The sequence below is a fragment of the Elusimicrobiota bacterium genome, from assembly GCA_016721625.1.
In the GTDB taxonomy this organism is placed as follows: domain Bacteria; phylum Elusimicrobiota; class Elusimicrobia; order FEN-1173; family FEN-1173; genus JADKHR01.
The window spans coordinates 1,644,730-1,671,481 of record JADKHR010000001.1 but is presented as its reverse complement, the minus strand read 5'-3'; the positions used below and the strand labels follow the sequence as shown (position 1 = coordinate 1,671,481).

21 protein-coding genes and 1 pseudogene are annotated in these 26,752 nt (G+C 55.6%); 16 read left to right on the top strand and 6 right to left on the bottom strand.

Annotation, left to right across the window (positions count from 1 at the left end):
- Window positions 1-31: 31 nt before the first annotated feature.
- The gene (gene mnmG, locus IPP35_07100) at window positions 32-1,861 is read right to left on the bottom strand and encodes a tRNA uridine-5-carboxymethylaminomethyl(34) synthesis enzyme MnmG (GenBank protein MBL0058865.1); all 1,830 of its coding nucleotides are present in this window, start codon (window positions 1,859-1,861) and stop codon (window positions 32-34) included.
- A 152-nt stretch (window positions 1,862-2,013) separates the two neighbouring features.
- Window positions 2,014-3,078, bottom strand: coding sequence for an integron integrase (locus IPP35_07095; GenBank protein MBL0058864.1), 1,065 nt, complete (start codon window positions 3,076-3,078; stop codon window positions 2,014-2,016).
- A 501-nt stretch (window positions 3,079-3,579) separates the two neighbouring features.
- Here IPP35_07095 and IPP35_07090 point away from each other — a divergent pair.
- The 14 genes from IPP35_07090 to IPP35_07025 all read left to right on the top strand — a co-directional run bounded on the left by IPP35_07090 (window position 3,580) and on the right by IPP35_07025 (window position 20,175).
- Complete coding sequence (locus tag IPP35_07090) at window positions 3,580-4,185, top strand: hypothetical protein (GenBank protein ID MBL0058863.1); 606 nt, start codon at window positions 3,580-3,582, stop codon at window positions 4,183-4,185.
- Window positions 4,186-5,018: 833 nt separating this feature from the next.
- A complete protein-coding gene (locus IPP35_07085) occupies window positions 5,019-5,522 on the top strand; it encodes a hypothetical protein (protein MBL0058862.1) in 504 nt (167 codons plus the stop codon).
- A gap of 119 nt (window positions 5,523-5,641) precedes the next feature.
- Window positions 5,642-6,115: a hypothetical protein gene (locus IPP35_07080; GenBank protein MBL0058861.1), complete on the top strand. Its 474-nt coding sequence runs from the start codon at window positions 5,642-5,644 to the stop codon at window positions 6,113-6,115.
- A gap of 72 nt (window positions 6,116-6,187) precedes the next feature.
- The gene (locus IPP35_07075) at window positions 6,188-6,658 is read left to right on the top strand and encodes a hypothetical protein (GenBank protein ID MBL0058860.1); all 471 of its coding nucleotides are present in this window, start codon (window positions 6,188-6,190) and stop codon (window positions 6,656-6,658) included.
- A gap of 260 nt (window positions 6,659-6,918) precedes the next feature.
- Window positions 6,919-7,095 (top strand): hypothetical protein, encoded by a 177-nt coding sequence (locus tag IPP35_07070; GenBank protein ID MBL0058859.1) that lies wholly within the window; start codon window positions 6,919-6,921, stop codon window positions 7,093-7,095.
- 110 nt (window positions 7,096-7,205) lie between these two features.
- Window positions 7,206-8,168 (top strand): IS256 family transposase, encoded by a 963-nt coding sequence (locus IPP35_07065; GenBank protein MBL0058858.1) that lies wholly within the window; start codon window positions 7,206-7,208, stop codon window positions 8,166-8,168.
- 1,258 nt (window positions 8,169-9,426) lie between these two features.
- A complete protein-coding gene (locus tag IPP35_07060; protein MBL0058857.1) occupies window positions 9,427-9,801 on the top strand; it encodes a hypothetical protein in 375 nt (124 codons plus the stop codon).
- Window positions 9,802-9,887: 86 nt separating this feature from the next.
- Window positions 9,888-10,088 (top strand): hypothetical protein, encoded by a 201-nt coding sequence (locus tag IPP35_07055; GenBank protein ID MBL0058856.1) that lies wholly within the window; start codon window positions 9,888-9,890, stop codon window positions 10,086-10,088.
- A 380-nt stretch (window positions 10,089-10,468) separates the two neighbouring features.
- A complete protein-coding gene (locus tag IPP35_07050; GenBank protein MBL0058855.1) occupies window positions 10,469-11,209 on the top strand; it encodes a hypothetical protein in 741 nt (246 codons plus the stop codon).
- A gap of 40 nt (window positions 11,210-11,249) precedes the next feature.
- A complete protein-coding gene (locus IPP35_07045; protein ID MBL0058854.1) occupies window positions 11,250-11,885 on the top strand; it encodes a carbonic anhydrase in 636 nt (211 codons plus the stop codon).
- Window positions 11,878-12,438 (top strand): methyl-accepting chemotaxis protein, encoded by a 561-nt coding sequence (locus IPP35_07040; protein MBL0058853.1) that lies wholly within the window; start codon window positions 11,878-11,880, stop codon window positions 12,436-12,438. The genes IPP35_07045 and IPP35_07040 overlap by 8 nt, the downstream gene beginning before the upstream one ends.
- Window positions 12,439-12,483: 45 nt before the next feature.
- On the top strand, window positions 12,484-13,371 hold the full coding sequence (gene metF / locus IPP35_07035; GenBank protein ID MBL0058852.1) for a methylenetetrahydrofolate reductase [NAD(P)H]: 888 nt from the start codon (window positions 12,484-12,486) through the stop codon (window positions 13,369-13,371).
- 60 nt (window positions 13,372-13,431) lie between these two features.
- Complete coding sequence (locus IPP35_07030; protein ID MBL0058851.1) at window positions 13,432-13,854, top strand: zf-TFIIB domain-containing protein; 423 nt, start codon at window positions 13,432-13,434, stop codon at window positions 13,852-13,854.
- Between the two features lie 81 nt (window positions 13,855-13,935).
- Window positions 13,936-20,175 (top strand): alpha-2-macroglobulin, encoded by a 6,240-nt coding sequence (locus IPP35_07025; GenBank protein MBL0058850.1) that lies wholly within the window; start codon window positions 13,936-13,938, stop codon window positions 20,173-20,175.
- A 147-nt stretch (window positions 20,176-20,322) separates the two neighbouring features.
- Here the strand turns inward: IPP35_07025 and IPP35_07020 are convergent, their stop codons facing one another.
- The 3 genes and pseudogenes from IPP35_07020 to IPP35_07010 all read right to left on the bottom strand — a co-directional run bounded on the left by IPP35_07020 (window position 20,323) and on the right by IPP35_07010 (window position 22,483).
- Window positions 20,323-20,775 (bottom strand): prepilin-type N-terminal cleavage/methylation domain-containing protein, encoded by a 453-nt coding sequence (locus IPP35_07020; GenBank protein ID MBL0058849.1) that lies wholly within the window; start codon window positions 20,773-20,775, stop codon window positions 20,323-20,325.
- Window positions 20,776-20,847: 72 nt separating this feature from the next.
- Window positions 20,848-21,962, bottom strand: a pseudogene (locus IPP35_07015) (Fic family protein).
- 92 nt (window positions 21,963-22,054) lie between these two features.
- The gene (locus tag IPP35_07010; protein ID MBL0058848.1) at window positions 22,055-22,483 is read right to left on the bottom strand and encodes a prepilin-type N-terminal cleavage/methylation domain-containing protein; all 429 of its coding nucleotides are present in this window, start codon (window positions 22,481-22,483) and stop codon (window positions 22,055-22,057) included.
- Window positions 22,484-22,599: 116 nt separating this feature from the next.
- On the opposite strand from IPP35_07010, the gene IPP35_07005 reads away from it, so the two are divergent.
- Both IPP35_07005 and IPP35_07000 read left to right on the top strand, forming a co-directional pair.
- Window positions 22,600-24,876, top strand: a complete 2,277-nt coding sequence (locus IPP35_07005) for a VWA domain-containing protein (protein ID MBL0058847.1) — start codon at window positions 22,600-22,602, stop codon at window positions 24,874-24,876.
- Window positions 24,877-24,887: 11 nt separating this feature from the next.
- Window positions 24,888-25,979 (top strand): VWA domain-containing protein, encoded by a 1,092-nt coding sequence (locus IPP35_07000; protein ID MBL0058846.1) that lies wholly within the window; start codon window positions 24,888-24,890, stop codon window positions 25,977-25,979.
- A gap of 214 nt (window positions 25,980-26,193) precedes the next feature.
- On the opposite strand, the gene IPP35_06995 is transcribed toward IPP35_07000, so the two are convergent.
- Window positions 26,194-26,721 (bottom strand): zf-TFIIB domain-containing protein, encoded by a 528-nt coding sequence (locus IPP35_06995; protein ID MBL0058845.1) that lies wholly within the window; start codon window positions 26,719-26,721, stop codon window positions 26,194-26,196.
- Between the last annotated feature and the right edge of the window lie 31 nt (window positions 26,722-26,752).

Genomic DNA, 26,752 nt, shown 5'->3' with positions numbered 1-26,752 from the left:
TACCCGAAACTCTTCCCGTCCGTGAGCAACGTCATTTCGTCTCCGCGCGCTCGCGCCGCCGTCGCTCCAAATGAACCAACAGTATGCTGGCGTCCGCCGGGGTCACGCCCGGAATTCGGGCGGCTTGGCCCAAGGACTCGGGGCGAACTCGGTTCAACTTTTGGCGGGCTTCCGTCAGGATCCCATGGACGCCGTCATAGTTGAAATCCTCCGGAATGCGCCGTGATTCCATCCGGCGAAATTTCGCGATGTCGGCCCGCTCGCGTTTTAAATAGCCCCAGTACAGGCGTTCGATTTCCACTTGGCGCCGAACCAGCCCGTCGCCCCAGGGGGTATCGTCGGGGGTGGCCCCATGAACGGGGTCCTGTCCGGTGGACGATTCCGCTTCGGGCAGGTCTTCGAAAAAACGGGACTCCGCATCTTTCGGCAAAGCTTCCCGGGCGGCCTCCCAGAGCCGTCCGCGATACTTTACGAAATGATCGTACATCCCCGTCGAAACCAGCCCCACCCGTCGGCCGTGGTCCATCAGCCGGAGGTCCGCGTTGTCCCAGCGCAAATGCAAACGGTACTCGGCCCGGGACGTCATCAGCCGGTAGGGCTCATCCGTCCCTTTAGTTACCAAATCGTCGATCATAACGCCAATGTAGGCCTCGTCCCGACCCAGCACGAAGGGTTCCTCGCCGCGCAAAAACCGAACCCCGTTGATCCCCGCCATAAGCCCCTGCCCCGCCGCTTCTTCATATCCGGTGGTCCCGTTGATCTGCCCGGCGAAGAAGAGCCCGGCGATGGCCTTTGTCTCCAAGGACGATTTGAGCTGGGTGGGGGGACAAAAGTCATACTCCACCGCGTAACCGTAACGGACGAACCGGGCGTTCTCCAGCCCCGGCACCGCTCGAACGATCCATTCTTGCACATCCTCCGGCAGGCTGGTGGAAAGGCCGTTCACATACACCTCGTCCGTGTCATACCCCTCCGGCTCGATAAAGACCTGGTGGTTGTCGTGGTGGGGGAACTTGACCACTTTGTCCTCGATGGACGGACAGTAGCGCGGCCCCAACCCTTTGATCCGCCCCGTGTAGAGGGGAGACCGATCGAGGTTTTTCCGAATGGCCTCGTGGGATTTTTCCGTGGTCCGCGTGAGCCAGCAAGGCAGTTGCCGTTGGGGAAGCGACGGCGTGAAATGGCTCATGGGGATCGGCGGTTCATCCCCCGGCGCCAGCAAACATTTCGTGTAATCAATGGTCCGCCCATCCAACCTCGGCGGCGTCCCGGTTTTGAGCCGTCCCACCTCAAACCCCAGCGCCCGCAAACAGTCCGACAGATGGGCGGACGGTCGTTCGTCAATCCTCCCGCCCGGGGTGGTCGTAAACCCCCTGTGCAAAAGGCCTTTCATAAAGGTTCCCGCCCCAATCACCACCGCGCGGGAGCGGATGTCACCCGCCCGTTCCGCCCGCACCCCTGTTACCCGCCCCGCCTCCGTTAAAACGGCCACCACTTCGTCTTCCAAAACGGTCAGGTTCGGCTGGCCTAAAACCGTCCCCGTCATGGCGCCGCGGTACAGCGCCCGATCGCACTGGGCCCGGGGGCTCCAAACCGCCGGCCCCTTGCCGCGGTTCAGCATCTTAAACTGAAGGCCTGCCCGGTCCGTCGCCCGGGCCATCTCGCCACCCAGAGCGTCGATCTCCCGAACCACCTGTCCCTTGCCCACGCCCCCCACCGCCGGGTTGCAAGACATCTGCCCGATCTTGGTTTTGTCGAGGGTGATTAAGAGCGTCGAAACGCCCAGCCTCGCGCCCGCCAGCGCCGCCTCAATGGCCGCATGCCCCGCCCCCACGACGATAAGATCGTGTTGAATCGTCATTGAGAAACCAATCCCTTATCCAAAGCCCAATACCAGAAGGGGCGCACCTGAATCCGACATCGGTCCCTTCTAAAATCGTCCGTCTCGTGGCGAACCCCCGGCGTACTTTTCACAGTACGATATCGAACGAAATTCGTATTATCCATAGTACGTCAATTAAGCCCCTCGACCGTCGTTCTCGAGACAGGCATATTATCCAACGGGCTTCGAACGCCGCGGGCGCCTTGGTTCAGAACGTGGGTGTAGATCATAGTCGTGCTAACGTCTTTGTGCCCCAAGAGTTCTTGGACCGTGCGGATATCGTAGCCGGCCTCCAGAAGATGCGTGGCGAAACTGTGACGAAAGGTGTGCACGCTGGCGGGCTTCGTCAACCCCGCCATGCGCACCGCGCGTTTTACCGCGCTTTGCAAAGTCGTCTCGTGCAAATGGTGCCGTCGCTCCACTCCGGTGCGCGGGTCTTTCGACAATCCTCGCGCCGGAAACACGTATTGCCACCCCCATTCCCGATCCGCGTTCGGGTATTTCTCCCCCAAGGCGTTGGGAAGATAAACGCGCCCGTTCCCCTCGGCCAGGTCCCGCTCGTGAAGCGCTTTGACCCCCGCCAAATGCCTTTCCAAAACGGGCCGAAGAATTTTAGGAAGCATGGTCACGCGGTCCTTCCCGCCTTTCCCGTCGCGCACCACCACTTGGTTCAAATCAAAGTCAATGTCCTTCACCCGAAGCCGAAGGCACTCCATGAGCCGCATCCCCGTCCCATAAAGGAGCTCCGCCAGTAGACGCGACGGGCCCTCCACATGGGAAATAACCCGCTCCACCTCTGGCCGGCTCATCACCACCGGCCGCCGGTCCGGGACTTTGGCCCGCACCGTCTCACCAATGGACCCCAACTCCCTGTTCAAAACATGTTTGTAAAGAAAAACGATGGCGTTCAAAGCCTGGTTTTGAGTGCTGGCCGAAACTTTTCTCTGAACCGCGAGATGCGTTAAAAACGCCCCCACTTCCGCGCCCCCCATATCCTTCGGGTGTTTTTTCCCATGGAAAAAAATATAACGCTTGGCCCAATCCACATAGCTTTGCTCGGTCCGAATGGAATAATGCTTCAGCCGAATCGCCTCTTTCAGCTGATCCAAAAGTTTCGGTTTAGGCGGTTCCCCGTTTGGCAGGGCCGCCGCCACCGTGGAAGGGGGGTTGAAAGAAACCGGATTCGGGTGTATCATTCAGACCTCACTGGATCCTGATCCGTCCGGCTGACGGCGGAAAAAAATCAGGACCAAACAATCGGTTTGAAGGTCGGGCGAACTATCCCGACCGCGCGTTCAAGAGCAACAGTAATTCTGCATTTTTTAACAGTGATCTGTCTAGGCGGTGTAATTGAAGGCAGAGGTGTATCTATCTAATATATGTTGGGCGGTGGGCACATGCTAGGCAAAATATTCGGCGCCGCAATTCTGATCTACCTTGGGATTTTTTGTCTGGTGCAGTTGTACCGCGGGGTGACAATAGGAGAAATATCTCACAACAAGCTGGGGTTCGTTTTCGGGCGTTTGCCCCAGCCGAGGAAGTTCTGGATCGGGATGACTATTTACAGCATGATGTTGCTTGCTTGCATTACGATGGGGGTGTTGCTATTCGTTCCCTAGTCGCCCAACCCGGCAATCCAGCGGATGCGGCCACGGAGCGGCCGCACCGCTGATTTTGTTTCGTTGGGCATAAACCAAATGAAATTAGAGTCCCCCTTCGGAGTGCAATTAACGGTTGCATTGTTTTCATTGGCCTTTGCGGCTTGCGATAATCTGCCAACAACCAAAATTGATTTTTACATTGACGCTAGAACTGCAAGTGAAGTTCCCGACAACGACAGGTGGCCGGGCGGCGCCGGAAACAGCTCTCCGATAATGTCGTCAGAAGTCGAAGGCATGCAGTGTTATGTGGAGTTGTCTCCAACAAATACGGGGTTTCTTGATAGGTGGGGTAGCCCATTTAGATTAACAATACACGTTACCCCTAAAGACAGGTCAAACTGGTTGAAATACGACATGCTTTATCTGAAAAGCCTAACCGTGATTGGCAATTCTCAAACCACCTTGTTCGAAATCAAAGAACCATTGAAAATAGAATTTGAGAAGAATTCTGGCGGAGTGCTTAAAACAGCCTATTACGAACAAGAATTTCCAATTCAACATTCCGCCAATAAGACGGTAACTGTCACATTCGTGTATAAACTTATTTCATCAAATGGTTCATTTACACATGAGGTTGCAGGGACAAGTTCTTTCGTCGGGAGAACGGCGACCAAGCGAGGTTGGAAAGGATGGGGAGTTTGATTTGTACCCACAGAGAGAAAAAAAAATGCCCAACCCATTATTTCAGCGGACGGGCCACACGGCGGCCCGCCGCTGAATTCTGACGTTATGTGACGGAGTGAGAGTGCAAAATAGATTAGGGTGTTATCTTTGCGGGTCAGTTGGAAACCTGACGAATGACCATGTTCCACCCAAATGTCTATTTCCCTCTCCTCGACCGAAAAATCTAATTACCGTTCGTTGCTGTATGGCATGTAACAATTCGTTCAAATTAGACGATGAATATTTCCGCGTTGCGATGACTACCCAAGGGTATTGGAACCCAACTGGGCAATTAATCTGGAAAAAGAAAGTCGTTTAGTCTACATTTCAGCGAAGTCCAGCATTGCGAAAATCTTTAGCGAAAGCCATAGTTCCAATACCTGGGGAATCTATGAACCCGCTGTTCCCCGAAGCGCAAAATGCAGTTGAATTTGATAAAAGTAGAATTGATCGCGTGGTCCTACGAATAGTACGTGGACTATTTAGACATCATTACCCATCCATTATCCTGGATTCAAAAGTTAAGCTAAGCGTAGAAATGTTCTATCGGAATCAAGATAAAGATGAAACTTTACGGACTCTAAAACGAGAGGAAATAGGAGGGGACATTTTTAGATACTGGCGCGGTCTAGCAAACAGTGATCTGCGCGAATCGATTTGGGCGTTAGCATTTTATGATCAAACTTTGTTTTCGGTATCGACAGAGGTGGTCACATAACAATTCGTTCCACCGGACGCGTACACGGCACGCGCCGGTGAACTTCATACGTTGAGCCCGGGGGAATGAAAACATGGCCAAGAGGATGCTCTGTTTGTCTGTATTAACATATGCGATTATGCCGAACAATTTATTTGCGGCATGCCAAGAGGTTTTTAGTATTTCACATGACCGATCGATTAACGAAGCGTATTTATTTTCAGTGTGGCTGGAGGATGGAGCCGGCCACCGAACTGGTTTTCTTAATGACGAAACCATTGTTGAAGAAATTCCTGGAAGCGATGTAGCGATGGAATGCATAGGTGGGTCAAACGACCTTGAAGCTTCTGCCGAAGATTCGGCCAGCCCTATGAGAGAAATTCGGCACATATCTGTGGTTAAACCCCAACCGGCAATGCATTTGTTTATCAAGGGGGATGCAGACACCGCCTTTTCAATCGAAGTTGATCGCATTTTTTGCGGAAAAACTATAGAAAATTACACCGTAAGCGGGACCGTTGAAATGGATGAAACAAAGGAAGTGAAACTTGTTCCTCCCAAGCCAACAGATGGAACCCCACAAGAAACAGAAATAAAAACAGGAACCCGACAAGAATAATTGAGCAAGACGAGAGTACAAAAAGGCTGAAGAATGAAGTCATATTTGCCCAACAATTCATTCAAGCCGACGCGGGCACACACCACCCGCGCGGCTTAATTCCAACGTTAGATATTTGAATGGAAGCGATTCCGACCAACTATAAAAACATTAGATTCAGGAGTAAACTCGAGGCCAGCTACGCTCTAACCTTTGATTCCTACGGGATTGAGTGGGCTTATGAGGTAAACGGATTTCAAATCGATTCCATTAAATATTTACCTGATTTTTGGCTGCCGAAAATTCACACTGTTCTTGAGGTAAAGGGGCCTCTGGTTCCTGGCGCTGAGAAAACGAAAGCTCTTGCTGGGGCCGTGAACAACCCTGATTGGTGGAATCCCCAGACTCTCGTGGTAATCGGTAATGAAATGGGAGTCATTAAAGACGCCGAGAATGACACAGATGTCTCATTGGCTAAGTGCACCAAGTGCAAACAGTTTTGGTTCATGCCGTGGTATTTGTCGTTCGCTTGTAGAAATTGCAACGAATATGACGGCGACCATCATATTGAAAAAACATATGAGAGATTTGAACTTAAGCAATTTCATATCTAACAATTCATTCCAGCGGACGGGCCACACGGCGGCCCGCCGCTGAATTCTTACGTTGGGCCTTAGGAGAAGTGATTGAAGATAAAAATTAATGGCCAAGTATTTGAATATTCCCTGAGAGATCAATGGATCACTCCGCTGAAAGAATTAATTGGTAGTCGCGTTGTCGCTGATAACCGAGAGAAACTCGATATTGATCTCTTTGTTTTTGATGAAAACAGTCCCTTAGATTCTGCAGACAAGCTACCTTTGAATATTATGAACCTATCACTGGTAGATGAGTGGGTAATACAATACCGGTCCGGCGTTGGCTCATTTGAGGCTTACCCCGACACACTTAGCGAGACCGATGTTATTCAAATAGTTGACGAATATTGCAAAGACTTTGTGAGATTCCAGAGCCGATTTCAGTGGAAACAAATCAAGAGACTTGGATTCGGCTCATCGACTGCCGTTAATGTTTTGCTCACAATCATTGTTTTGGCGGCCATCGGGCTGACTGTAGTTTACTTCTTGATTAAAAATGGTGTTATCTCATTCCAATGAAGGAGCTTAGCCCAACCAGACGGTCCAGCGGAGGCGCCACGGGCGCCCCGCTGACCTTATGACGTTGGGCACTTTAATATGAATGAAACCAAAGACTACAATCAATCGATTCTAAAGTTGCTCGCCGCCTTAGAGAACCGAGATATACTCAAAAGTTGTGGGTGAGGGGTTGAGGGGATAAAAAAGAAAAGCGTATCCTGTCTGGTGAAAGGAAACAAAAACCCGGTGGTTGACGCCACCGAACCCAGGAGGATACGCTTATGAAAGATGTTAAAACAATTCGGGCAGAAAAACCAGAAGGGCAAGGGGGTGGTGGGTACGCTGGAAGAGATCGTGCGCCGCGGGGCGCAACGGCTATGGAAGTGGCGCTGAACGAAGAGGTGGATATTTTTGTCAACGCCATGCGGCCCGGGTGGACGAACACGGGCATCGGTTGATTGTCCGCAACGGAAAACAAAACCGGCGGGTCTTGGTGACGGAGCCGGCCCCTTGGACATTGAGCCTCCTCGTGTGGACGACCGGGTTCTGAAAGGGACGGGGAGCCACGATTTCAGTCGATCCTGATCCCGCCGTATTTGAGGAAGACCAAGAACCTGGAGGAGCTGGTGCCGTTCCTGTATTTGAAAGGGATCTCCACGGGGATTTCACGGAAGTCCTGGAGAAGCTGGTCGGGGAAAAGGTGCTGGGATTTTCAGCGGAAAGCGTGGTGCGGATGAAGCGGATCTGGGAACAGGATTACCAAGAATGGATCGGACGGGACATATCGAAGAGCGAATATGTTTACTGGTGGGTGGACGGAATCTATTTCAACGTCCGGCTGGACGATGATCGGCAGTGTATTCTGGTGATTATTGGGGCGAAGGAAGACGGAACCAAAGAACTGGTGGCGGTGGAGGACGGGTTTCGGGAGTCGAAGGAAAGCTGGCAGTCCGTTTTACGGACATTAAAACGGCGTGGATTGGCGAAGGGGCCAAAGTTGGCGATTGGTGACGGCGCGTTGGGGTTCTGGGCGGCGCTGTCGGAGGAATTCCCCGGCACGAAGACCCAGCTTTGTTGGGTTCATAAAACAGTCAACGCGCTGGACAAGCTTCCGAAGAGTCTTCAAGGGAAAGGGAAGCAAATGATCCACGACATTTACCTGGCGCCGACGAAAGAGGAAGGACACGCCGCCTTTGACGCTTTCGTCAAAGAGTTCGAACTGAAATATCCGAAGGCGGTGGAAACGATCAACAGGAACCGGGAGAGTTTGCTCACGTTCTACGATTTCCCGGCGGAACATTGGTTGTCGATTCGAAGCACGAACGTGATTGAGTCGACATTTGCAACGGTGCGTCTACGGACAAAAAGAACGAAGGGATGCGGTTCACGGATCGCGACGTTGACGATGGTTTATAAGTTGGCGGAATCGGCGCAGAAGCGGTGGCGGAAATTACGGGGATACAAAAAGTTGACGGCGGTGTGGAAAGGGATCCAATTCAAAGACGGGGTTGAACTGGAAATGGCCGCCTAATTTACGACCGGATGGGATACGCTCCTCAAATCCCACCCACAACATTTGACAATATCTCTAGAGAACCGCTTTGGGCCTGCAACTTTTTACGTTGAACATGGTTCTGACAGTAACCATGTTGTTTTAAAAAGCTCATTGGACCCTCGACCCAGGTGGTCTGTAATAGCTCTTGAGGCACCAGACCGATACTCACTCCAGGTTACGTTGCACGGGGATGAGTTTCAAAAACCCTTGATGCGTGTGGGTTCTGGCACTACGCTCATGATGCCTTTCGATATGCCAATTGACAAAGAAATTGGCTTGGCTGACCTATTAAATATTTGCGATCAGTATAAAACCTACACACCGCCAAAACGGCGTAACGCTTTGGATATTAAAAGAATAATCCTTTCAGTCACGTTGTCGATTCTTGTCCTTGCTGGATGGCATTTCAACACAGCTGTGTTGCACTGGTCTCTTCCTAGGTTTGTAATCACATTGATTGCTGTTTACTGCCTATCCTTGTTCCTCTGGGTTGGATACAGATATGGAAAGTTACGTTCTAAACTGTCACGCGGGAGTGCCCAACCCGGCGCTCCAGCGGACGCCAACAGCGGGCGCCGCTGAGCTTTTTCGTTGGGCATGGAGCGTAAATGAATTTCCTGGTTATGCCAAAACCGAATTTGGTCTCAGTGCTGCGATTGAGCTGGCAAAATCGGCCGCTTGATGTCGTCCTGACTCTTTTTTGGGTGCTTCAGTTTGTTGCCCTGTCTGTCGCAGCCCTTTGCCTCATCTTTCTTGCTAGCCACACCCCTGATGCGTTGCACTTTTTTCCCATTGTTAGCAGAGGCGGGGGCTCGGTCTACGTATCTCCGTTTTTCGGCAAAGTTTTCTATGGGCAGCTCTGGGGGTTGGTAGGCACCACTGTTGCGATGTTCGTTATCGCGAAGGTCCGAAGGTAATGCCCAACCCGGCGCTTAAGCCGACGATGCCACGCGCAAACCGCGTGCCATCGCGGCTTAGCTAGTCCGTTGGACCTCTCAAGAATCATACAGAGATGGCACGCAGTTACAGTGAAATAGAAGAGTGACAATTTTAAGCAACGCCGTCATCGTCTCACGGCAAAGTCAAAATCAGTTTGGGGGCGCGGCTCATTCATTTCAGCCGCATAGTAACGTTGGGCAGGTGTGTCCTTGTGTCATTCCTTGTCCAACAATGCGGTCCAGCGGAGGCCGCTCTCGCGGCCCCGCTGACCTTTAACGTTGGGCCGGAGTATTTCATGAAGAATTATATCAGGGCCTTTTTTTTTCTTTTTGCGGGTAGCGGTATATGCTTTGGTAAAGATCAAACCCTTGTTATTCATCAGCAACGCGGGGGACTCGACTATAAAAGTGAGGTTGCGGTCAAAGACTCAATAACTGCCACGACCCCCTTTGTGCTTGAAGGTTTCTACAATAGCTGGAAATGTGAAGCTTGGATACTCGACGATAAGAATTCAGTCCTGGCAACATGCTGGCAATTTGAAGATATGCTGAAACCGTCTCGTTGGAAAACTCAGGTTTCTATCTATTGCGATTCGGAAGATTCATTTTTTCTCGATGCTGTAACGATCAAATGCCAGGGCAAGGAACCACCCAAATTTCGGGGCAAGTGAATGGCGGCCCAACCCGGCGGTGCGGCGTACGCATAGAACGGGCGCCGCTAAGGGCTAAATGATAAAATGATTCCAACAAGGAGGACGTGATGACCATCCAAGAAATTGAACGTCAAATTAAAAAACTTCCTCGTCCACGATTAGCCGCTTTTCGGGTATGGTTTCAACGATTTGATTCTAGATCGTGGGACACCCAAATGGCTCGTGACGTGAAATCCGGAAAACTCAACCGATTAGCGGAAAAAGCACTGGCCTCTTATAAACTCGGCAAAGTCAAAGAGCTTTGAACCATCTCGCTTCCCCTGATTTTTGGAAGTGCTACCGAAAACTTCCCAAAAGCATCCGTCTTTTGGCCGACAAGAATTTTAAGCTCCTCAAAGAAAATGGCCATCATCCTTCCCTGTATTTTAAAGTCATAAAAAGATTCCGCTCTGTTCGCATTGGTATTTCTTATCGGGCATTGGCCGTGACTATCCCTGAAGGGTACCTCTGGTTTTGGATTGGGTCTCATTCGGATTATGACCAACGCATTAAATGAAGAAAAACTTGCCCAACCATTCATTCCAGCGGACGGGCCACACGGTGGCCCGCCGCTGAATTCTAACGTTGGGGATCCATTTCATCAGGAACGGCTAAGAAAAAAATATTTGTGTATAAGGGGGGTGTTTTGAAAAACAGGCGCATAACATCGGGAGTGATGATCGCATTGTCGGTCGCGGGCGTGTGGGCGGCGGCGGTCTATGCCACTAGGGCCGTGGCCGCAACCAGCCCTTCCAGTGCTTTTTCGTCGACGGATCGTTTCCGTTTCCACGAGGAACTTGTGAAAGCTCAGAAAAGCGTGTGGGATTTCCAAAGTCGCATGAATTCAACGGGCGTGCCGGCCGACACGAGGGATCTTTTCCACAAATGGGCTCGGTTGATCTATGAGGACAGCTTGAGGGTCGGCATCAACAGGCTTCCAGCGGGCGACCCTCTGGCGAAAGAGTTGGGCGCGGCTTTGCTCACGGATGGCGAACCACGAAGCGAAATGGTCCTAAAGGCGAATTTGGGTCCCATTCCCTCCTCGAGGATCACCACACTGCTGGCCCGGGTCGCGGATTTGCAAGGCCATCACGATAGTCCATGGACCGGATGGGTGGCTTCTGAGTTTGAGTGGCTTTTCAAAAAAGCCAAGCAACGTTCGGATGGATTCTACATGAGCGAGATGAAGGATTTATTGGTCTCGCAGGAGCCTCTCGAGAAAAAGATTGATTTTGTCATGCGATTCGTTGCCATCGGCGATGCAAGGATGGCTGATTATCCAAGGGAGTACTTCGATGAACTGCTAAAGACCCAATCCTTGGAATCTAACCAACGCGTAAAGATTCAAGCCCTGCTCAACGAAATCAATAAACTCATGGGGAAATAGGGGACACCGTCCCCCTTTTCCTTTGGAAGGGGGTGTAGGGATGCGTTTCCTTCCACAGCTGTTTGCCAATAACCGCGCCTGGTCTTCGGAGCAAAGGCGGCGGGACCCCGCGTTTTTTGAGCGTCTTTGCGGAATCCAGCGTCCGGAATACCTTTGGATCGGGTGCGCCGATAGCCGTGTTCCGGCCAACGAAATCGTCGGACTTGCGCCCGGCGAACTGTTCGTTCACCGAAACGTCGCCAATATCGTCCCACCGGACGATCCCAATTGTTTGGCCGTCTTGCAGTATGCCGTGGATGTTTTGGGGATCGCGCATATCATTGTGTGCGGGCACTATCGTTGCGGCGGAGTTCAGGCCGCTTTCGGCCCTCCCACCACGAATCCACTGGAAGGCTGGATCGGCCAGATCCGCGCCATCCGAAAGGCTCGCGCCTCCGAACTGGCGGCGCTTTCAAACGACGAAACGCGCTGGAAAAAGCTTTGTGAGTTCAACGTTCTGGAGCAGGTTCGGGTTCTCAACAACCTTCCGATCGTCGTGCGCGCCCGAGAGCGGGGCCAGCCGCTGGCCGTTCACGGCTGGATCTACGACCTGCATGACGGCTTGCTCCGCGACCTGCAGGGGTTTCCCGATGGGGACGAACGAATTGAAAAGAACAAAGGAAAACAAAATGAATGAATCAAAATCGTTGTTCAGCGCTCGGCGTCGCTTTTTTGTCAATCGGGAAATTCAGGGGCGGCTGGTCCTGGGGGTTTTGGGCGCCGTGGGATTCTCGTTCGTGATGGTCCTCACCGATTACTATTTCAGTTTCGGCCAAGAGGCGGGTTGGGATCCGAGGATGCTCGAAATCTTCCTTAAAGCCCAGAAATTGCCCATGATCCAGCTCCTCGTTTTCGCCTTCGTCTTGGGGTTCGTCACGATCTGGTTGTCCCACCGGGTGGCGGGCCCGCTCGTCAATTTGGAGAAATCCCTGTCTCGCCTGGCCGAGGGAGACTTGACCACGCGGATTCAGCTTCGCCCAAAAGATAAGCTCAAAGATATGCGGGACGCCTTTAATTTCATGGTGGAATCCCTGCAAAAGCGGGTGATCGCCGACCGCCAACGGGCCGCGGAACTCGATCTCTCCCTGGGGGCCCTGGCCGATATCCCGGGGCTCCCTCCGGCCGCCGCGGCGGAAGTTAAAAAAGTGCGCGAGGTCCTTCTGTCCCTCACCGGCGAGTTCAAGGTGTAGGCCGAAAATAGGCCGTTGCGGCGCGAAATGGTACACTGACGAACCATGAAGATTTCTTCCCTGCTGGCCGGTGGCCGGACGCATTTTTCCTTCGAATTCTTTCCCCCGAAGAACGACGAAGACGTGGACCGCGTGTTGGCGACGGCCCGGGAACTAAAGGCGTTGAAACCCGCCTACATCTCCGTCACCTGGGGCGCCGGGGGAAGCACCCGCCGAAAGACCTTGGACATTGTTTCTGCCGTCAAAAATGAAATCGGGATCGAAACCATGGCGCACCTGACCTGCGTCGGGGCGGCCCGGGAAGAGATCGACGGCGTTTTGGAAGATATTCACCGTCGGGGCGTTGAGAACATTCTCGCGCTTCGCGGCGACCCGCCCAAAGGGGCGGACGCCTTTGTCCCTCACCCCCAGGGGTTTCAACATGCCAACGAGCTCGTGGCCCATATCCGAAAACGCTGGGACTTTTGTCTGGGGGTGGCGGGGTATCCGGAGGGGCACCTGGAGTGTCCGGACAAAGAAAAAGACCTCGACCACCTGAAACGCAAGGTGGACAGCGGCGCGGATTTCATCGTCACCCAACTGTTTTTCAACAACGACGATTTTTTCCGTTTCCGGGACCGGGCCGCCGCCCGGGGCATCCGGCAACCCATCGTGGCCGGCCTTATGCCCATCACCAATTTCGGGCAATTGCAAAGGTTCACGACCCTCTGCGGGGCCAAAATCCCCACGGCGCTGGCCGCTCGGCTGGAGGCCATCCAAGAAGATGCGGAGGCCGTCATTCGCCTCGGCATCGATTACGCCGCGGCGCAGTGCCGTGAACTGATGGCGGGGGGCGTCCCCGGCATCCACTTCTACACCTTGAACCGCTCCCGTTCCACCTCCGAAATCCTCCGCCGTCTGCAATCCGAAAACCGCCCGCCTTCCAAACCCTGAGCCCCCTTGATGGATGGGTGAACTCACCCTATACTTCCCAAAAGGAACTCAGGAGGCGTTATGAACTGTCCCAAGTGTCGCGCAAAAATGGCCGAGATGACCATCGAGGGAGTGGACCTGGATTTTTGTTCCGGGTGCAAAGGCCTCTGGTTCGACAAAGACGAGATGGCCTTTATGACGGAGATGACCGCCGATTTCCCCAACCCCCAAGCGGCCCGCACGGTCGGAAAACTCACGCCGTTCCTCTGCCCTCGGTGCCAAGGGAAACTGGAGGAAATTCTTTTCGCTCCACCGAATCAAGTTCTTTTAGACCGTTGTCTGTCCTGCCACGGGGTCTGGCTGGACAAGGGCGAACTGGCGAAGGTGGAAGAGATCGCCGCCGGTTTTGACAATCCCCGCTCCAAAATTCTCCGCGCCGCCCAACAGCTGACGGCGAAAGGTTACAGCCTGATGGGCGTGAGGGCAACGGATCTCCCGGATTAATTTAAAAATCCGTCCCGAACTTTTTCCTGTCCGTGGTGTCCCATCCTGGCGCACCACCCTATGATTCGAAGGAGACCTCCCTTGCGTCGATTTCCTGCGTTGGCTTTATTCGTTCCGTTCCTCCTCCTCTCTCCCCTGGTAAACTCGGAACCGGCGGGGCCTGGGGATCGCGACGCGGCCCTAAAACTCATGGAGCAGGGTAACTATTTGCAGGCGTACGCGGGATTCTCCCGCTTGGCATTGAATCTGGCGGACGATCCTCGCTTGGTTGGGAAAGATTTTTCGAACGCGGTGGATTGTTTAAGGCAGTTGGGGCGGTTGGATGAATTGGACGCCTTTCGTGAAAAGGTCGTCTCCCTTCACAAGGCCAACTGGCGTTTGTTGATGGCCGCGGCGGTTCAATCGCGGGAGGGGCCATCGTACGGATTTATGGTGGCGGGGGAATTTCAACGCGGAAACTCCCGCGGTGGAGGGAACTATGTGACCAGCGCCGGGCGGGATCGCGCGCGGGCGCTCCAGCTGTTGGTTCAAGCCCTCCCCTCGGTCGGCCGGGAACCGGGAGGAGCGGAGGTGGGCGCGTATTACCAGACCTTGGCCGGAACGCTTTTCCGCGGCGGGGGGCAGATCTGGCGGTTGCAGTATCGAACGGATTTGTCGGAACTCCCGGACTACGGGGAAGAGGATAACGGGGGCGGGCGCTGGGCCCCCGTGGACGAGCACGGGACCCCCCTCTTTCATCGCCTGCCTCCATCCTGGGCGTCGGCGGAATCTGACGGGGAGCGCTGGCGCTGGGCCCTGGCCCAGGCGGGGCGCGCGGATCCCTCCCTCCTTCCGTCCCTCCGCCGTTCCTGGGCCGATTTCCTCTCCGGCCAGTTCGGTGTCGAAACCTTGGCCGAATATGGCTGGTTCTTCGGCCGCCTGGGCGAGGCCGACGGAAACTCAAAGGACAAAGCGGGGGTGTGGCAGATTCACACCTTGGCGGAAGATGAGACCATCGCCAAGCTGGCCGGCGGAATAAAACGGTTTCGGCTTCCGGAGGACATGAATTTCATTTCCATCTATAAGGAACTGAAAGCCTACGACCGTTTGGCCGAGCTGTTTGAAAACCGCCGCCAATACGGCCAGGCGGCGGATTACTGGAAAAAGGCCATGGAGGCCCAGGGCCAATGGGAAACATTGAAGGACAAACCTTTAACCTATTCCACCGTTCCCGAGCCTCGTTCGCCCAACGGGGTGAGGGGCCGGGTGGATTCTTTCCGCCAGGGTTTGAGAAATCAGGTACCGGTTCCCGCTTGGGAACGTTATCGGCAGATCCTGGGGAATTGGGGAGATTTCGAGGCCGCCGCCACCCAAGCGGCGGGGCCTGACGGCGCTTTTGATTTCCGATATCGCAACGGGGCCCGGGTCCATTTTGAGGCCCAGTCCGTCAACGTGGATCGTCTTCTCTCCGATGTTAAAGAGTTCCTACGCTCCCAAAAGACAGACGGTTCGGATTTAAACTGGGAAAAATCAAACGTGGAAAATATCGGGTTCCGCTTCGTGACCCAGTCCGGGGATAAATATCTCGGCAAAAAGGTCGCCTCCTGGGACGTCGCCTTAGATCCGCGTCCCGGGCACTTTGATCGGCGGGTGACGGTACCGATTCCCTTTAAGCAGGGCGGGGCGTTTCTGGTAACGTCCAAAATGGAGGGAGGAAATCAGAGTCGAATCGTCCTCTGGCGGCCGGAGGTGGCTTTGTTGGAAAAACCCGTGGATGGAGGCCAATTTTATTTCGCGGCGGACGCTCGATCGGGCCAACCCATCGCCGGTGCCGCTTTAAACTTTTTCGGGTACAAGGCCGAATACGAGTCGGTTCCTCGGGGACGCGGCCGATATCGGATCGCCACCCAGGAATTCACCGACCGGACGGACGACGGCGGCCAGCGCGTGGTGAAGGCCGATCAGGTTTCCCGAGATTTTCAATGGATGGTCGAGGCTCGGACCCAGGGGGGAAAAACGGCCTATTTGGGTTTCCGTTCCATTTGGTCCCCCACTTTGAATGCGGAGCGTCTTCGCCAGGATCACGTTTTTTTGCTCAGCGACCGTCCGGTATACCGTCCGGGTCAACCCACACGTTTTAAGGCCTGGGCCAACCGGGCGGCTTTCGACCAGGAAGGTCGGTCCCCTTTCGCGGGAACCGTCTTTGACCTCACCATCACAAATCCCCAGGGGGAGACGGTTTTCCAAAAGCGATTCACGGCGGACGAACGGGGCGGGTTCGACGGGGATTGGACGCTCCCCGCGGACGCCAAATTAGGGGTCTACCAAATCCATGTGGCCGGCCAGGCTTACGGCGGGTTGTCTTTCCGGGTGGAGGAATATAAAAAGCCCGAGTTCGAGGTGACGGTGGAATCCCCCGAGGAAGGCGTCCGGTTGGGGGACCGAATTTCCGTGCCGGTGACGGCGAAATATTATTTCGGCGCGCCCGTGACCGAAGCCAAAGTGAAATTCAAAATTCTCCGTTCTGAACAGGACGTCCGTTGGTTTCCCGCGGGCCCCTGGGATTGGTTATACGGCAACGGGTACGGTTGGTATTCCAACGAATACCCCTGGTGGCCGAAATGGTCCCAATGGGGATGTCGCCGTCCCGCACCCTTCTGGGGCGGGTGGTGGGGGGGATATCAGCCGCCGGAATTGGTGGCCGAAGGAGAAATGCCTTTGGGAAAAGACGGCACCCTTAAACTTCCCCTCGACACCTCCCTGGCCCAGGCGCTTCACCCCGACCAAGACCATCGCTACGACATCACGGTGGAGGTCACCGACCGGTCTCGCCGCACCATCGTGGGGCAGGGCTCCGTCCGGGTCACCCGCAAACCCTTCACCGTTTACGCCTGGACCGATCGCGGCCATTACCAAGCGGGCGATGCCATTCAGGGGAATTTCACCGCGCTCACGGCGGACCAAAAGCCCGTCGTCGACGCCCGTGCCAGGCTGTCGTTGTTCAAAGTGACCTATCTTGGGAAAGAGGGAAAGCCCCGGGAAACGCCGGTCCAAACCTGGAACCTAAAAACCGACGCGGAAGGGCATGTCTCGGTTCAGGTGAAGGCCGCCGCCAAGGGACAATACCGTTTGAGCGCCTGGGTGACCAACGCCCGGGGGGTGGCCGTGGAGGGAGGGAGCGTTCTTGTGGTTCGCGGGAATGGAGCGGAAGGCGGAGAATTTCGTTTCAACGACATCGAACTCGTGGCGGATCGGCGCGACTACGCCCCCGGAGACCGCGCGCGGCTCCTCATCAACACAGCCCAATCCGGAAGTCACGTGTTGTTCTTCGCACGTCCACGGAACGGGATTTACGCAAAACCGGAGGGCGTGGCGTTGACCGGAAAGAGCGTGCTTAAGGAATTGGAAATCCTAAAAGGCGACATGCCGAACATTTTCGTCGAAGCGGTCACCATCCGCGGCGGGCGGGTCTATACGGAAACCCGGGAAATTGTGGTTCCTCCGGAAAACCGGGTCATGAACGTGGAGGTCCGACCCTCGGCCCCGACCTACAAGCCCGGGGAAAAGGCCTCATTTAAAATACGCGTGACCGATCCCCAGGGAAAACCCGTCCAGGGGTCCCTGGCCTTGACCGTTTACGACAAAAGCCTGGAATATATTTCCGGCGGGACCAACGTTCCCGACATTCGGAAAAACTTTTGGAACTGGCGTAGGAGCCATCAACCAACGACGATTTCCAGTTTGACCCGCTCCGAGTATCCCTTGGCTCCTTGGGGCGAATTCCCCATGGGGTATTTGGGCATTTTCGGCTCTGGAGTGGCGGATGAGGAGGCGGAATCTTTTAAGGGCGGACCTAGAAAAAACGCGTTAAGTTTAGGTTTGTCAAAATCGGAAGGGGCGTTCATGAGGGAAGACGTGCGGAGTATGGCGTGCGACTCAGCGGCCCCAGCGGAAAGGCGTGCCGGGGGCGTCGGCGGGAGTCAGGACAAAGATCAGTCCCTGGCCCAAGCGGTTCAGCCCGTGGTTCGCACCCAGTTCGCCGACGCGGCCCATTGGGTAGCCCGGCTGGAGACCAACGCGAAGGGAGAAGCGGAGACGTCCTTTACGTTGCCGGACAACCTGACCACCTGGAAATCCCGCGTTTGGGCCATGGGGGACGGATCTCGGGTGGGGGAGGGAACGGTGGAGGTGGTGGCCGCGAAAAAAGTGCTGGTCCGCCTCCAGGCGCCCCGATTCTTCGTCCAAAAAGACGAAGTGGTCTTGAGCGCCAACGTTCACAACTATCTCAAAACAACGAAGGCGGTCCGCGTCTCCTTGGCCGTGAACGGGGATGTCCTGGAATTGATCTCCGGCGTAAAGGAGAAGACCGTCACGATCCCGACCCAGGGGGAAGAACGGGTGGATTGGCGGGTGCGCGTGCGGCAGGCGGGCGAAGCCGTGGTCCGCATGACGGCCCTTACGGATGAAGAATCGGATTCAGCGGAAATGCGGTTCCCCGCCTACGTCCACGGCGCTCCTAAAACCGAGTCCTTCTGTGGGAGCGTGCGTCCGGAAGGAAAAGAGGGGAGCTTCGCGTTTCGGGTTTCGCCCGAACGGCGTCCGGAGGAATCCCGCTTGGAAATCCGCTATTCGCCCACCCTGGCCCTGGCCATGGTGGACGCCCTGCCCTACTTGGCGGAATATCCTTATGGATGCACGGAACAAACCCTGAGCCGGTTCCTTCCCACGGTCATCACCCAGCGGGTGCTCCAGCGCATGGGCGTGCGGTTAGGGGAGATTCAAGAAAAGCTCACCAACTTAAACACCCAGGAGATCGGTGACGATGTCAAACGCCAAAAAGATTGGAAACGGTTGGCCCAGGAGAAACGCTGGAACGGCGAGGCTTGGGTGGACCGGAACCCCGTGTTTGACGAGAAAAAAGTGGCGGACATGTCCAAGGCCGGGATCGACCGGCTGACCGCCATGCAGTGCGCGGACGGCGGTTGGGGCTGGTTCAGCGGAGACCGGGAATATTCCAGCCCCCACACCACGGCCCATGTCGTCCATGGTCTCCAAATGGCCCGGGCGAATGGGTTAAAGATCCCCTCAGGTGTTTTGGACCGGGGCGTGGCATGGCTCAACCGTTACCGCGACGGGGAAGTTAAAAAAATTGTCCTCGGGCCCAAGGCGAGGGATGGCAAATCCGCCGCCGACGATCTGGATGCCTATGTGCAGGGGGTCTTGGTCGATGAGAAACGGGACGACGCGAAAATGGCCGAGTTCCTCTACCGCGATCGGAAAGGACTCAGCGTGTATGCCAAGGCCCTGGCGGGCCTGGCCTTCCACGCCACGGGCCGAACGGCGGAACGGGACATGATCGTCCAAAACATCCGCCAGTTCTTGGTGGAAGACAAGGAAAACCAAACCGCCTATCTCCGCCTGGGAAATGAAAACTATTGGTGGCATTGGTACGGAAGCGAAATGGAGGCCCACGCGGCCTTCTTACGCCTCTTGTCCGCCGTGGATCCCAAGGGGGAAACCGCCCCCCAACTGGTAAAGTATCTGTTGAACAACCGCCGTCACGCCAGCTATTGGAATTCCACACGGGACACCGCGCTGGTGGTGGAAGCCTTCGCCGATTACCTTCAGGCCACGGGCGAAGACCAACCCGACATGACCGTTGAAGTCGTCGTGGATGGGAAGACGATCAAAACCGTCCGCATTCAACCCGAAAACCTATTCACCTTCGACAATAAACTGGTGATGGAAGGCGCCGCTTTGACGGACGGAGCGCACAACGTCGTCCTTAAAAAGAAAGGCCGCGGCCCGCTCTACTGGAACGCCTATCTCACCAACTTCACGTTGGAAGATCCCATCACCAAGGCGGGGTTGGAGATTATAATCAATCGGGCCTACTACAAACTGGTGGAGGTGGACAAAACCATCAAAGATTCCGGTTCCCGCGGCCAGGTCCTGGATCGACGGATCGAAAAAACCCGCCGGGTCCCCCTGGCAAATTTGGCGGAGGTGAAAAGCGGCGATATCGTTCTGGTGGAATTAACGGTGGAGTCCAAGAACGATTACGAATACATCGTCTTTGAAGACATGAAACCCGCCGGTTTTGAACCCGTGGAGATCCAAAGCGGGTATGGGGACAACGGTTTAGGAGCGTATATGGAACTGCGGGACGAACGGGTGGCGTTCTTTCTCCGCACCCTGGGCCGGGGCCGTCACAGCCTAAGTTATCAACTGCGGGCCGAAATCCCCGGCTCCTTCAGCGCCCTCCCCGCCCGCGCCTCCGCCATGTACGCCCCCGAACTCAAGGCCAATTCCGACGAATTGAAACTGAGGATCGCCGACTGATAGTATAATTATTTAGGACGTCCCCCTTATCGGGAATTGAAAGTCCATTTGGATGGGATTGAGCCAGTCCCGCCTATCCGCCCTTAATGTAGACGATATAGGAAACGTCCCGCGTTGCCGCTGGGTCATTTGGACCAATGATCTAAACTACCAAGTGGTCCACACCCGGCCGGAGGAGTCGGGGTGCTGGCAGTTGACGATCGCTATTCCTGTAATAGAAAAATATGTCCAAGCGTAGGTGCCCGGGGCTCCGCACACCCCCCAATCCGTCAGTATTCCGGCGCACACCCCATTGTCCACGGCGTGACCGGAAAAGGTCGGAATCGAAATGGTAGGGATCCGGTCAAGATATTTTGATCCAACGGTGAGGGGATCTAAAACCACTCCCGCCGGCGACGGAAACGTCCCTTCGTTATCGGAATAGTAAATTGAAATGGCACTCCGAAGGCTCCCCAGTTTCCCTTTCACGCTCGCTTCTTTGCTCTTTATGATCAATCCCGCAAATTTCGGGATAGCTATGGCGGCCAGTAAGCCGATAATGGCCACCACGAGCATGAGCTCGATCAAGGTAAACCCTTTGGTCTGTCTGAAGCGGGTCATGGCTCCCCCCATGGTCTCCTGGCGTCTCCCCTCTTAAGCTTACCCCCCCCCGCGATGTCAAGGGGTAAATTTTCACTGTCGCGGCGTTGGTTTATTGACCAGGGAATAGTGGGTGCTCCGTCCCCCCTCCGGGGTTTTGATGAGGATCCCTTTTTCAATGAGGTCCCCAATGTCCCGGAATGCGGTGTCCTGGGATGTTTTCGTTAGTTTCGCCCACTTTGATGTGCTGAGCTTTCCCTGGAAACCTTCAAGGAGTCGCAACAGCATAGCCCGCTGACGTTCGTTCAACGATATCCCTTCGATGGACTTCCAGAACTGAGCTTTGGAGAGAACTCCCGCCAGCGTGTTTTGTGCCCCGTCGATGGCGCGATCCAAGCAGGCCAGGAACCAGTCCATCCACGGGGTGATATCAAGGGTGCCTTTTTGCGTCACTTCCAAGACGTCGTAATAAGATTTTCTCTCTTGAAGAATTTGAGCGGAGAGGCTGTAGAACCGCTGGGAACTTTTTCCGATCGGGCGAGGGTCATGTCCCCGATGGCACGGGCCACGCGGCCGTTTCCGTCATCGAACGGGTGCAGGGTCACAAACCAGAGGTGGGATAGGCCCGCTTTGATGACCAGGTCCAGTTCGGGACCCTCGTTGTACCATTTCAGGAAAGAAAGCATTTCTTCCCGGAGTCTCGTGGCGGGTGGGGCCTCAAAATGAACGCGCTCCCTCCCGATGGGTCCAGAAACAACCTGCATGGACCCCTTTCGATCATCGCGCCACATCCCCGTCTGGATATGGCGCAAGCCGCTCTGACCGGTTGGGAACAGAGCCGAATGCCAGCGAAAGAGCCGGTCGGTGGTTAAAGGGTGGTCGAAGTGGCGCGTGGCATCCAGCATCATTTTCACCACGCCTTCCACGTGTCGGTCCGTGGATTTTAGCCCCCCTATGTCCATGCCCAATTGGCGTGCGATCGAGGAACGAACGTGGGCCAATTCCAAGCGCTCTCCCTCAATCTCACTCGATTTCATGACGTCCGAAGTCAACGTTTCAAGAAGAGCTTCCTGTTGGAACTTGAACCCAAGAGATTCCATCCGCCCGATAAGGCGGCCCTGCTTATGCCGGACGGACGCGAGCCGCTGTCCTATTTTTCCCTGGTCCCAACTGAATCGTGGCCAATCTTCCCGCTCATGGATATACATTTTAATCTCCGCGACTTATGCGGATATTATATATGAAAAATCAAATATTTCAACCATATTCTCCGCATGGCCTTTGATTCCTCGCTCTTAAATCACCACGTGCTCCACACCCGGCCGGTGGAGTCGAGGTGCGAACAGTTGACGAATATCTCGTGAGTGCTGCCCCACAAATAAACCCAGGCATCTTTGGGAGAAATATCAGCGACGGAGTTTCTACATCCGTTTTTATAAGGATGGATCGAAGGGGGGATGTTGATCGATGGGATTTCGTCAATGTATTTGGGAACAAGAGTCGGTTCAATATCATCGTGGTCATTTGGAAGAATTCCCTCGTTATCGCAATAATAGATACTGAGGGCACTACGAAGAGAAGCCAACTTCGCCTTCGCCGCGGCTTCTTTTGATTTGATGATGAGACCCGCGAACTTGGGAATAGCGATGGCCGACAAGAGCCCAATAATCGCCACCACGAGCATCAGCTCGATCAACGTAAACCCTTTGATCTGTCTGAAGCGGGTCATGGCTCCCCCCATGGTCTCCTGGCGTCTCCCCTCTTAAGCTTACCCCCCCCGCGATGTCAAGGGGAACATTCTTCCAGGGTTGGTGTCGAACCGGCGTTGGAACATAAGGGGGGTCTATGAAACGATTCGTATTGGTTTTGTTGGGGGCTTTTTCGATAGCGATGGGGAACCGGGTTTGGGCGGTGAACCTTTTTGCTTGGCCGGAAAATGAAAAAGAAGCGGGTCGGCGCTTTTTGCCGGGTCAGCCGGTGGAGCGTCGGCCGATGGCTTGGTTCCAGCCCGCCCCGGCGGTTTCTGCGGGAGTCACCCCGCTCACGCTCAAGGATATGCGGCTGTCCGGAAAAATCATTAATAACACGGCGCAAATCACGGCCGATTTCACCTTTCACAATCCGTCCAATATGCGGATGGAAGGGGTTTTGATGGTTCCCCTGCCCGCGGATGTGGTGATGACGGGTTTCGTGATGAATTCCGGCGGGAAAGAAATGAAGGGCGAGCTGTTGGAAGCCAACCAGGCCCAGACCATTTACGAAAACATCGTGCGCCAGATGCGGGATCCGGGGCTGTTGGAACTGGTGGGCCAGCGCATGCTTCGAGCCCGGGTGTTCCCCATCGAACCCCGGGGGCAAATTGACGTGACGGTCACGTATAGCCAGCTACTGAACAAGGCGGGGGACCTGCACGAACTCACCTTGCCCTTCACCCAGGCCACCGGTAACGCCAAGATGGCTCCCGCCAAGGTGACATTGGACATTGAATCGACCACCTCGATCCGCCACCTCTATTCGCCCGTAAGCGGGGTGGAAATCACCCGGAAAGGGGAAAAACGCGCCCGTTTGACGTATCGCGGCGACGCCTCTGGCCAACCGTTCCAACTATTTTATGGGACCCAGGAAGACCCGTTGTCCGCCGGCCTTCTGGCCCACCGCGAAGCGGGGGAGGATGGGTTTTTCCTTCTCTCTCTTTCCCCTCGGCCGGCGGAAGGGGCGGCCGCGGTGGCCAAGGACATCGTGTTCGTTCTGGACCGGTCCGGGAGCATGAACCAAAACGGAAAAATGGACCAGGCCAAAGAGGCCCTGCGGTTCTGTTTAAAAAGTCTGGGCTCGGACGACCGGTTCGGGATTGTCACCTTCGCCACCTCGGCGGACGTATTCGATGAAAGATTGGTGGCGGCGGGCGAGGGGAAAGAAAGAGCCTTGCGGTTTGTGGACCGCATCGAAGCGGCGGGAGGCACCAACATCGACGAAGGGGTAGGCGAGGCGCTCCGGCTATTGAAAAACCGGTCGGATCGGGTTCCGATGGTATTCTTTATCACCGACGGCCTTCCCACCATCGGCGAAACCCACTTCGACCGCCTTTTGGAAAAAGTGAAGGAGCGGTCCGCCGAAAGACAAACGCGCCTGTTTGTCTTCGGCGTCGGGGACGACGTTAACACGCTTCTCTTGGACCGCATGGCCCAGGAGAACCACGGCGCCCGGGACTATGTTCTTCCCGGCGAGACCATCGAGAACAAGGTTTCCACCCTCTACACCAAAGTCGCCAAACCCGCGCTCACGGACGTCGCCTTGGATTGGGACGGCGCCGAGGTGAACGAGGTTTACCCCCGCCGGGTCAACGATCTGTTCTACGGGGAAGATCTGGTGATCCTAGGCCGTTACGCCAAGGGAGAAAAAACAGCCCTCACCGTCACCGGACGGCGTGGAGAAAAGAAAGAGAAATTTACGTTCAACGTGTCCCTACCGGACCGATCCTCGGAAAACAGTTTTATCGACCGGCTCTGGGCCCACCGCAAAGTGTCGGTCGAACTGGACGCCATCCGCCTGGGCGGACGGGCCGACCCGGAGGTTATTGAGGGAATCGTCCGGATTGCCAAACGCTACGGGATTGTGACCCCCTACACCTCCTATCTGATCACGGAAGACGGAGAGACCATGGCGAACGCGGTTCGAACAGCGGTTCCGGAAATGAGGCGCATGGCTTATGACGCTCGAGAAGGCGGGCGGGGCGGGGATCCCATGAGGGATCGGAGCGCTCAAATGGAAAGCATGGCGCTGAGCCGAGCGGAGAAAGTCATGGCCCCCAGCGCCTCAGGGGCGTCCATCACCATGGGGATCGGTTCTTCGTTCCAGGAAACCAAAGACCGGATGAAAGCCAAGGGCGTCTCGGTGGCGGACACCCGTGAGGTGGAGGGAAAAATCTTCTACAAACGGGCCGACACCTGGACGGACGGGGAATATGAGGCCGACCCGCGCGGCGCGGTGACGGAGGTTGTTTCCCTGGGGGAGGACTACTTCAAACGGCTCCGTTCCCAGCCGCGCCTGGCGAAATTCTTCGCGCTGGGGAAAAACGTTATCGTTAAATGGAACGGCGTCGTCTATAAGGTTCATCCCTAAAGGAGAAAGCCATGAAAACACTCATTCGATTCTTTCTGGCGGCGGCGGTGTGGGGGGCGGGCGTGCCGGTGTGGGCGGCGGGCCCGCGCCCGGTGGTCCAGGTGGCTTTCGTCTTGGACACGACGGGAAGCATGTCGGGGTTGATCGAGGCCGCCAAGGCCAAAATCTGGTCCATCGCCAATGAGATCGCCAAAGGCAAACCGTCCCCGGAAATCCGCATGGCCCTGGTGGGGTATCGGGACCGCGGCGACGCCTACGTGACCCGGACCACGAACTTCTCCGATAACCTGGACGACACGTATTCGGATCTCATTGGGTTCAAGGCCGACGGCGGAGGCGATTCGCCCGAGCATGTGTGGAAGGCGGTCCAGGACGCGGTGGACGCTTTGACGTGGAGCCAAGACCCCCGGGCGTTCAAAGTCATCTATCTTGTGGGCGATGCTCCGGCCCATAGGGAGTATGGAGACACCCCGCCCATCGAGAAGATACTGGAAAAAGCCGTGCGGGACGGAATCGTGATCAACACCATTCAGTGCGGCGCGGACGCGGCCACGTCGGAAGAATGGCGGGACATCGCTCGCCGCGCGGAAGGCACCTACCTGGCCATCGCCCAAGACGGCGGGGTGGCCGTGGCGGCCACGCCCTATGATGAGGAGATCGCCACGTTGAGCGGCCGTCTGGGCGAAACAGTCCTGGGGTACGGCGCCGGAGCGGAAAAGGTGAACGCTTCCCGCGCCTTGGCGAGCGGCGTGGTCGCCCTGAGCGCTTTCTCGGCCGCGGCCGACCGCGCCACCTTTAAAATGCGGGAAGGATACGCGGACGGCGATCTCTTAAAGTCGATCAAAGCGGGAGACGTTTCTTTGGAAGCGATTTCAGAAAAAGACCTGCCCCGCGAGTTGACGAATCTCACGCCGGCGGAGCGGAAGGCCAAAGTGGCCGCGTTGGAAGCGGAACGGAAAACGGTGGAGAAATCCCTGGCCGGTTTAACCGCCCAGCGCGCCCGATTCCTCGCCGATAACGCCAAAGGCCCAAAAACCGGTTTCGACCAGGAACTATTAAAAGCCCTCAAAACCCAAGCCGCAAAAAAAGGGATCGCCTACTAAGTCCCTTCTAATTCCAAGGACACCCCCACCCCTCCCTCACCCTCCCCTTGGCAAGGGGAGGGAACAATTCCCTTCGTGTCGAAGCGTTGTTTCCCCTCCTTCCAAAGGAGGGGATTAAGGGGAGGTCTGCGATTTCGTCGCCGCCCTTTCCTACCGTACAAAAATAGTTTCTTCCTTCTCTTTCCCGCCCACTTCTTCTCCCCTCTAGAACAACTTAAAACGCGCCGCCTTTTTGTTTGCCGGGGATCCAGTAGCTGGGGAGGATGTATTTCAAGGCTCGGGCGAACTTCTCTTTGGTTTCGACGGCGTGCTCCGACTCGGCGGCGGCCGCGGCCAGGTCGGCCTCGAATGTTTTGCCGAAAAAGTTCTCGGAGGCTTGCAGGCGGCCCTTTTCGGTCTTATACTCATCCCGGATGGCGGCGAGCTCGCCGGCGTCCAGCCACAGGCCGGCGCATTGGGGACACTCGTCGATCTCCACCCGGCGTTTGATGCTGTAGAAATGGCGGCGCATGAAAATGCCGGCGCAACGAGGGCAGGGTCTTTTAGCGTCGGGATGACTGCCCTTTCCTTTGGCGGGCAGGCTCTTGGTCAGTTCCGCGCCGGCGGATTCGGAGGCTTCGTCCAGTTTGGACAATTCAAAGTTGTCCAGCCAAAGGCCGCCGCACCCCTTTTGGCAGACGTCCACCGCCACGTCTTTGATTTTTTTCTCGATCAGTTTGTCACCGCAATTGGGGCAGATCATGGAAGCCTCCTGGGACACGGGGTCCGATAGG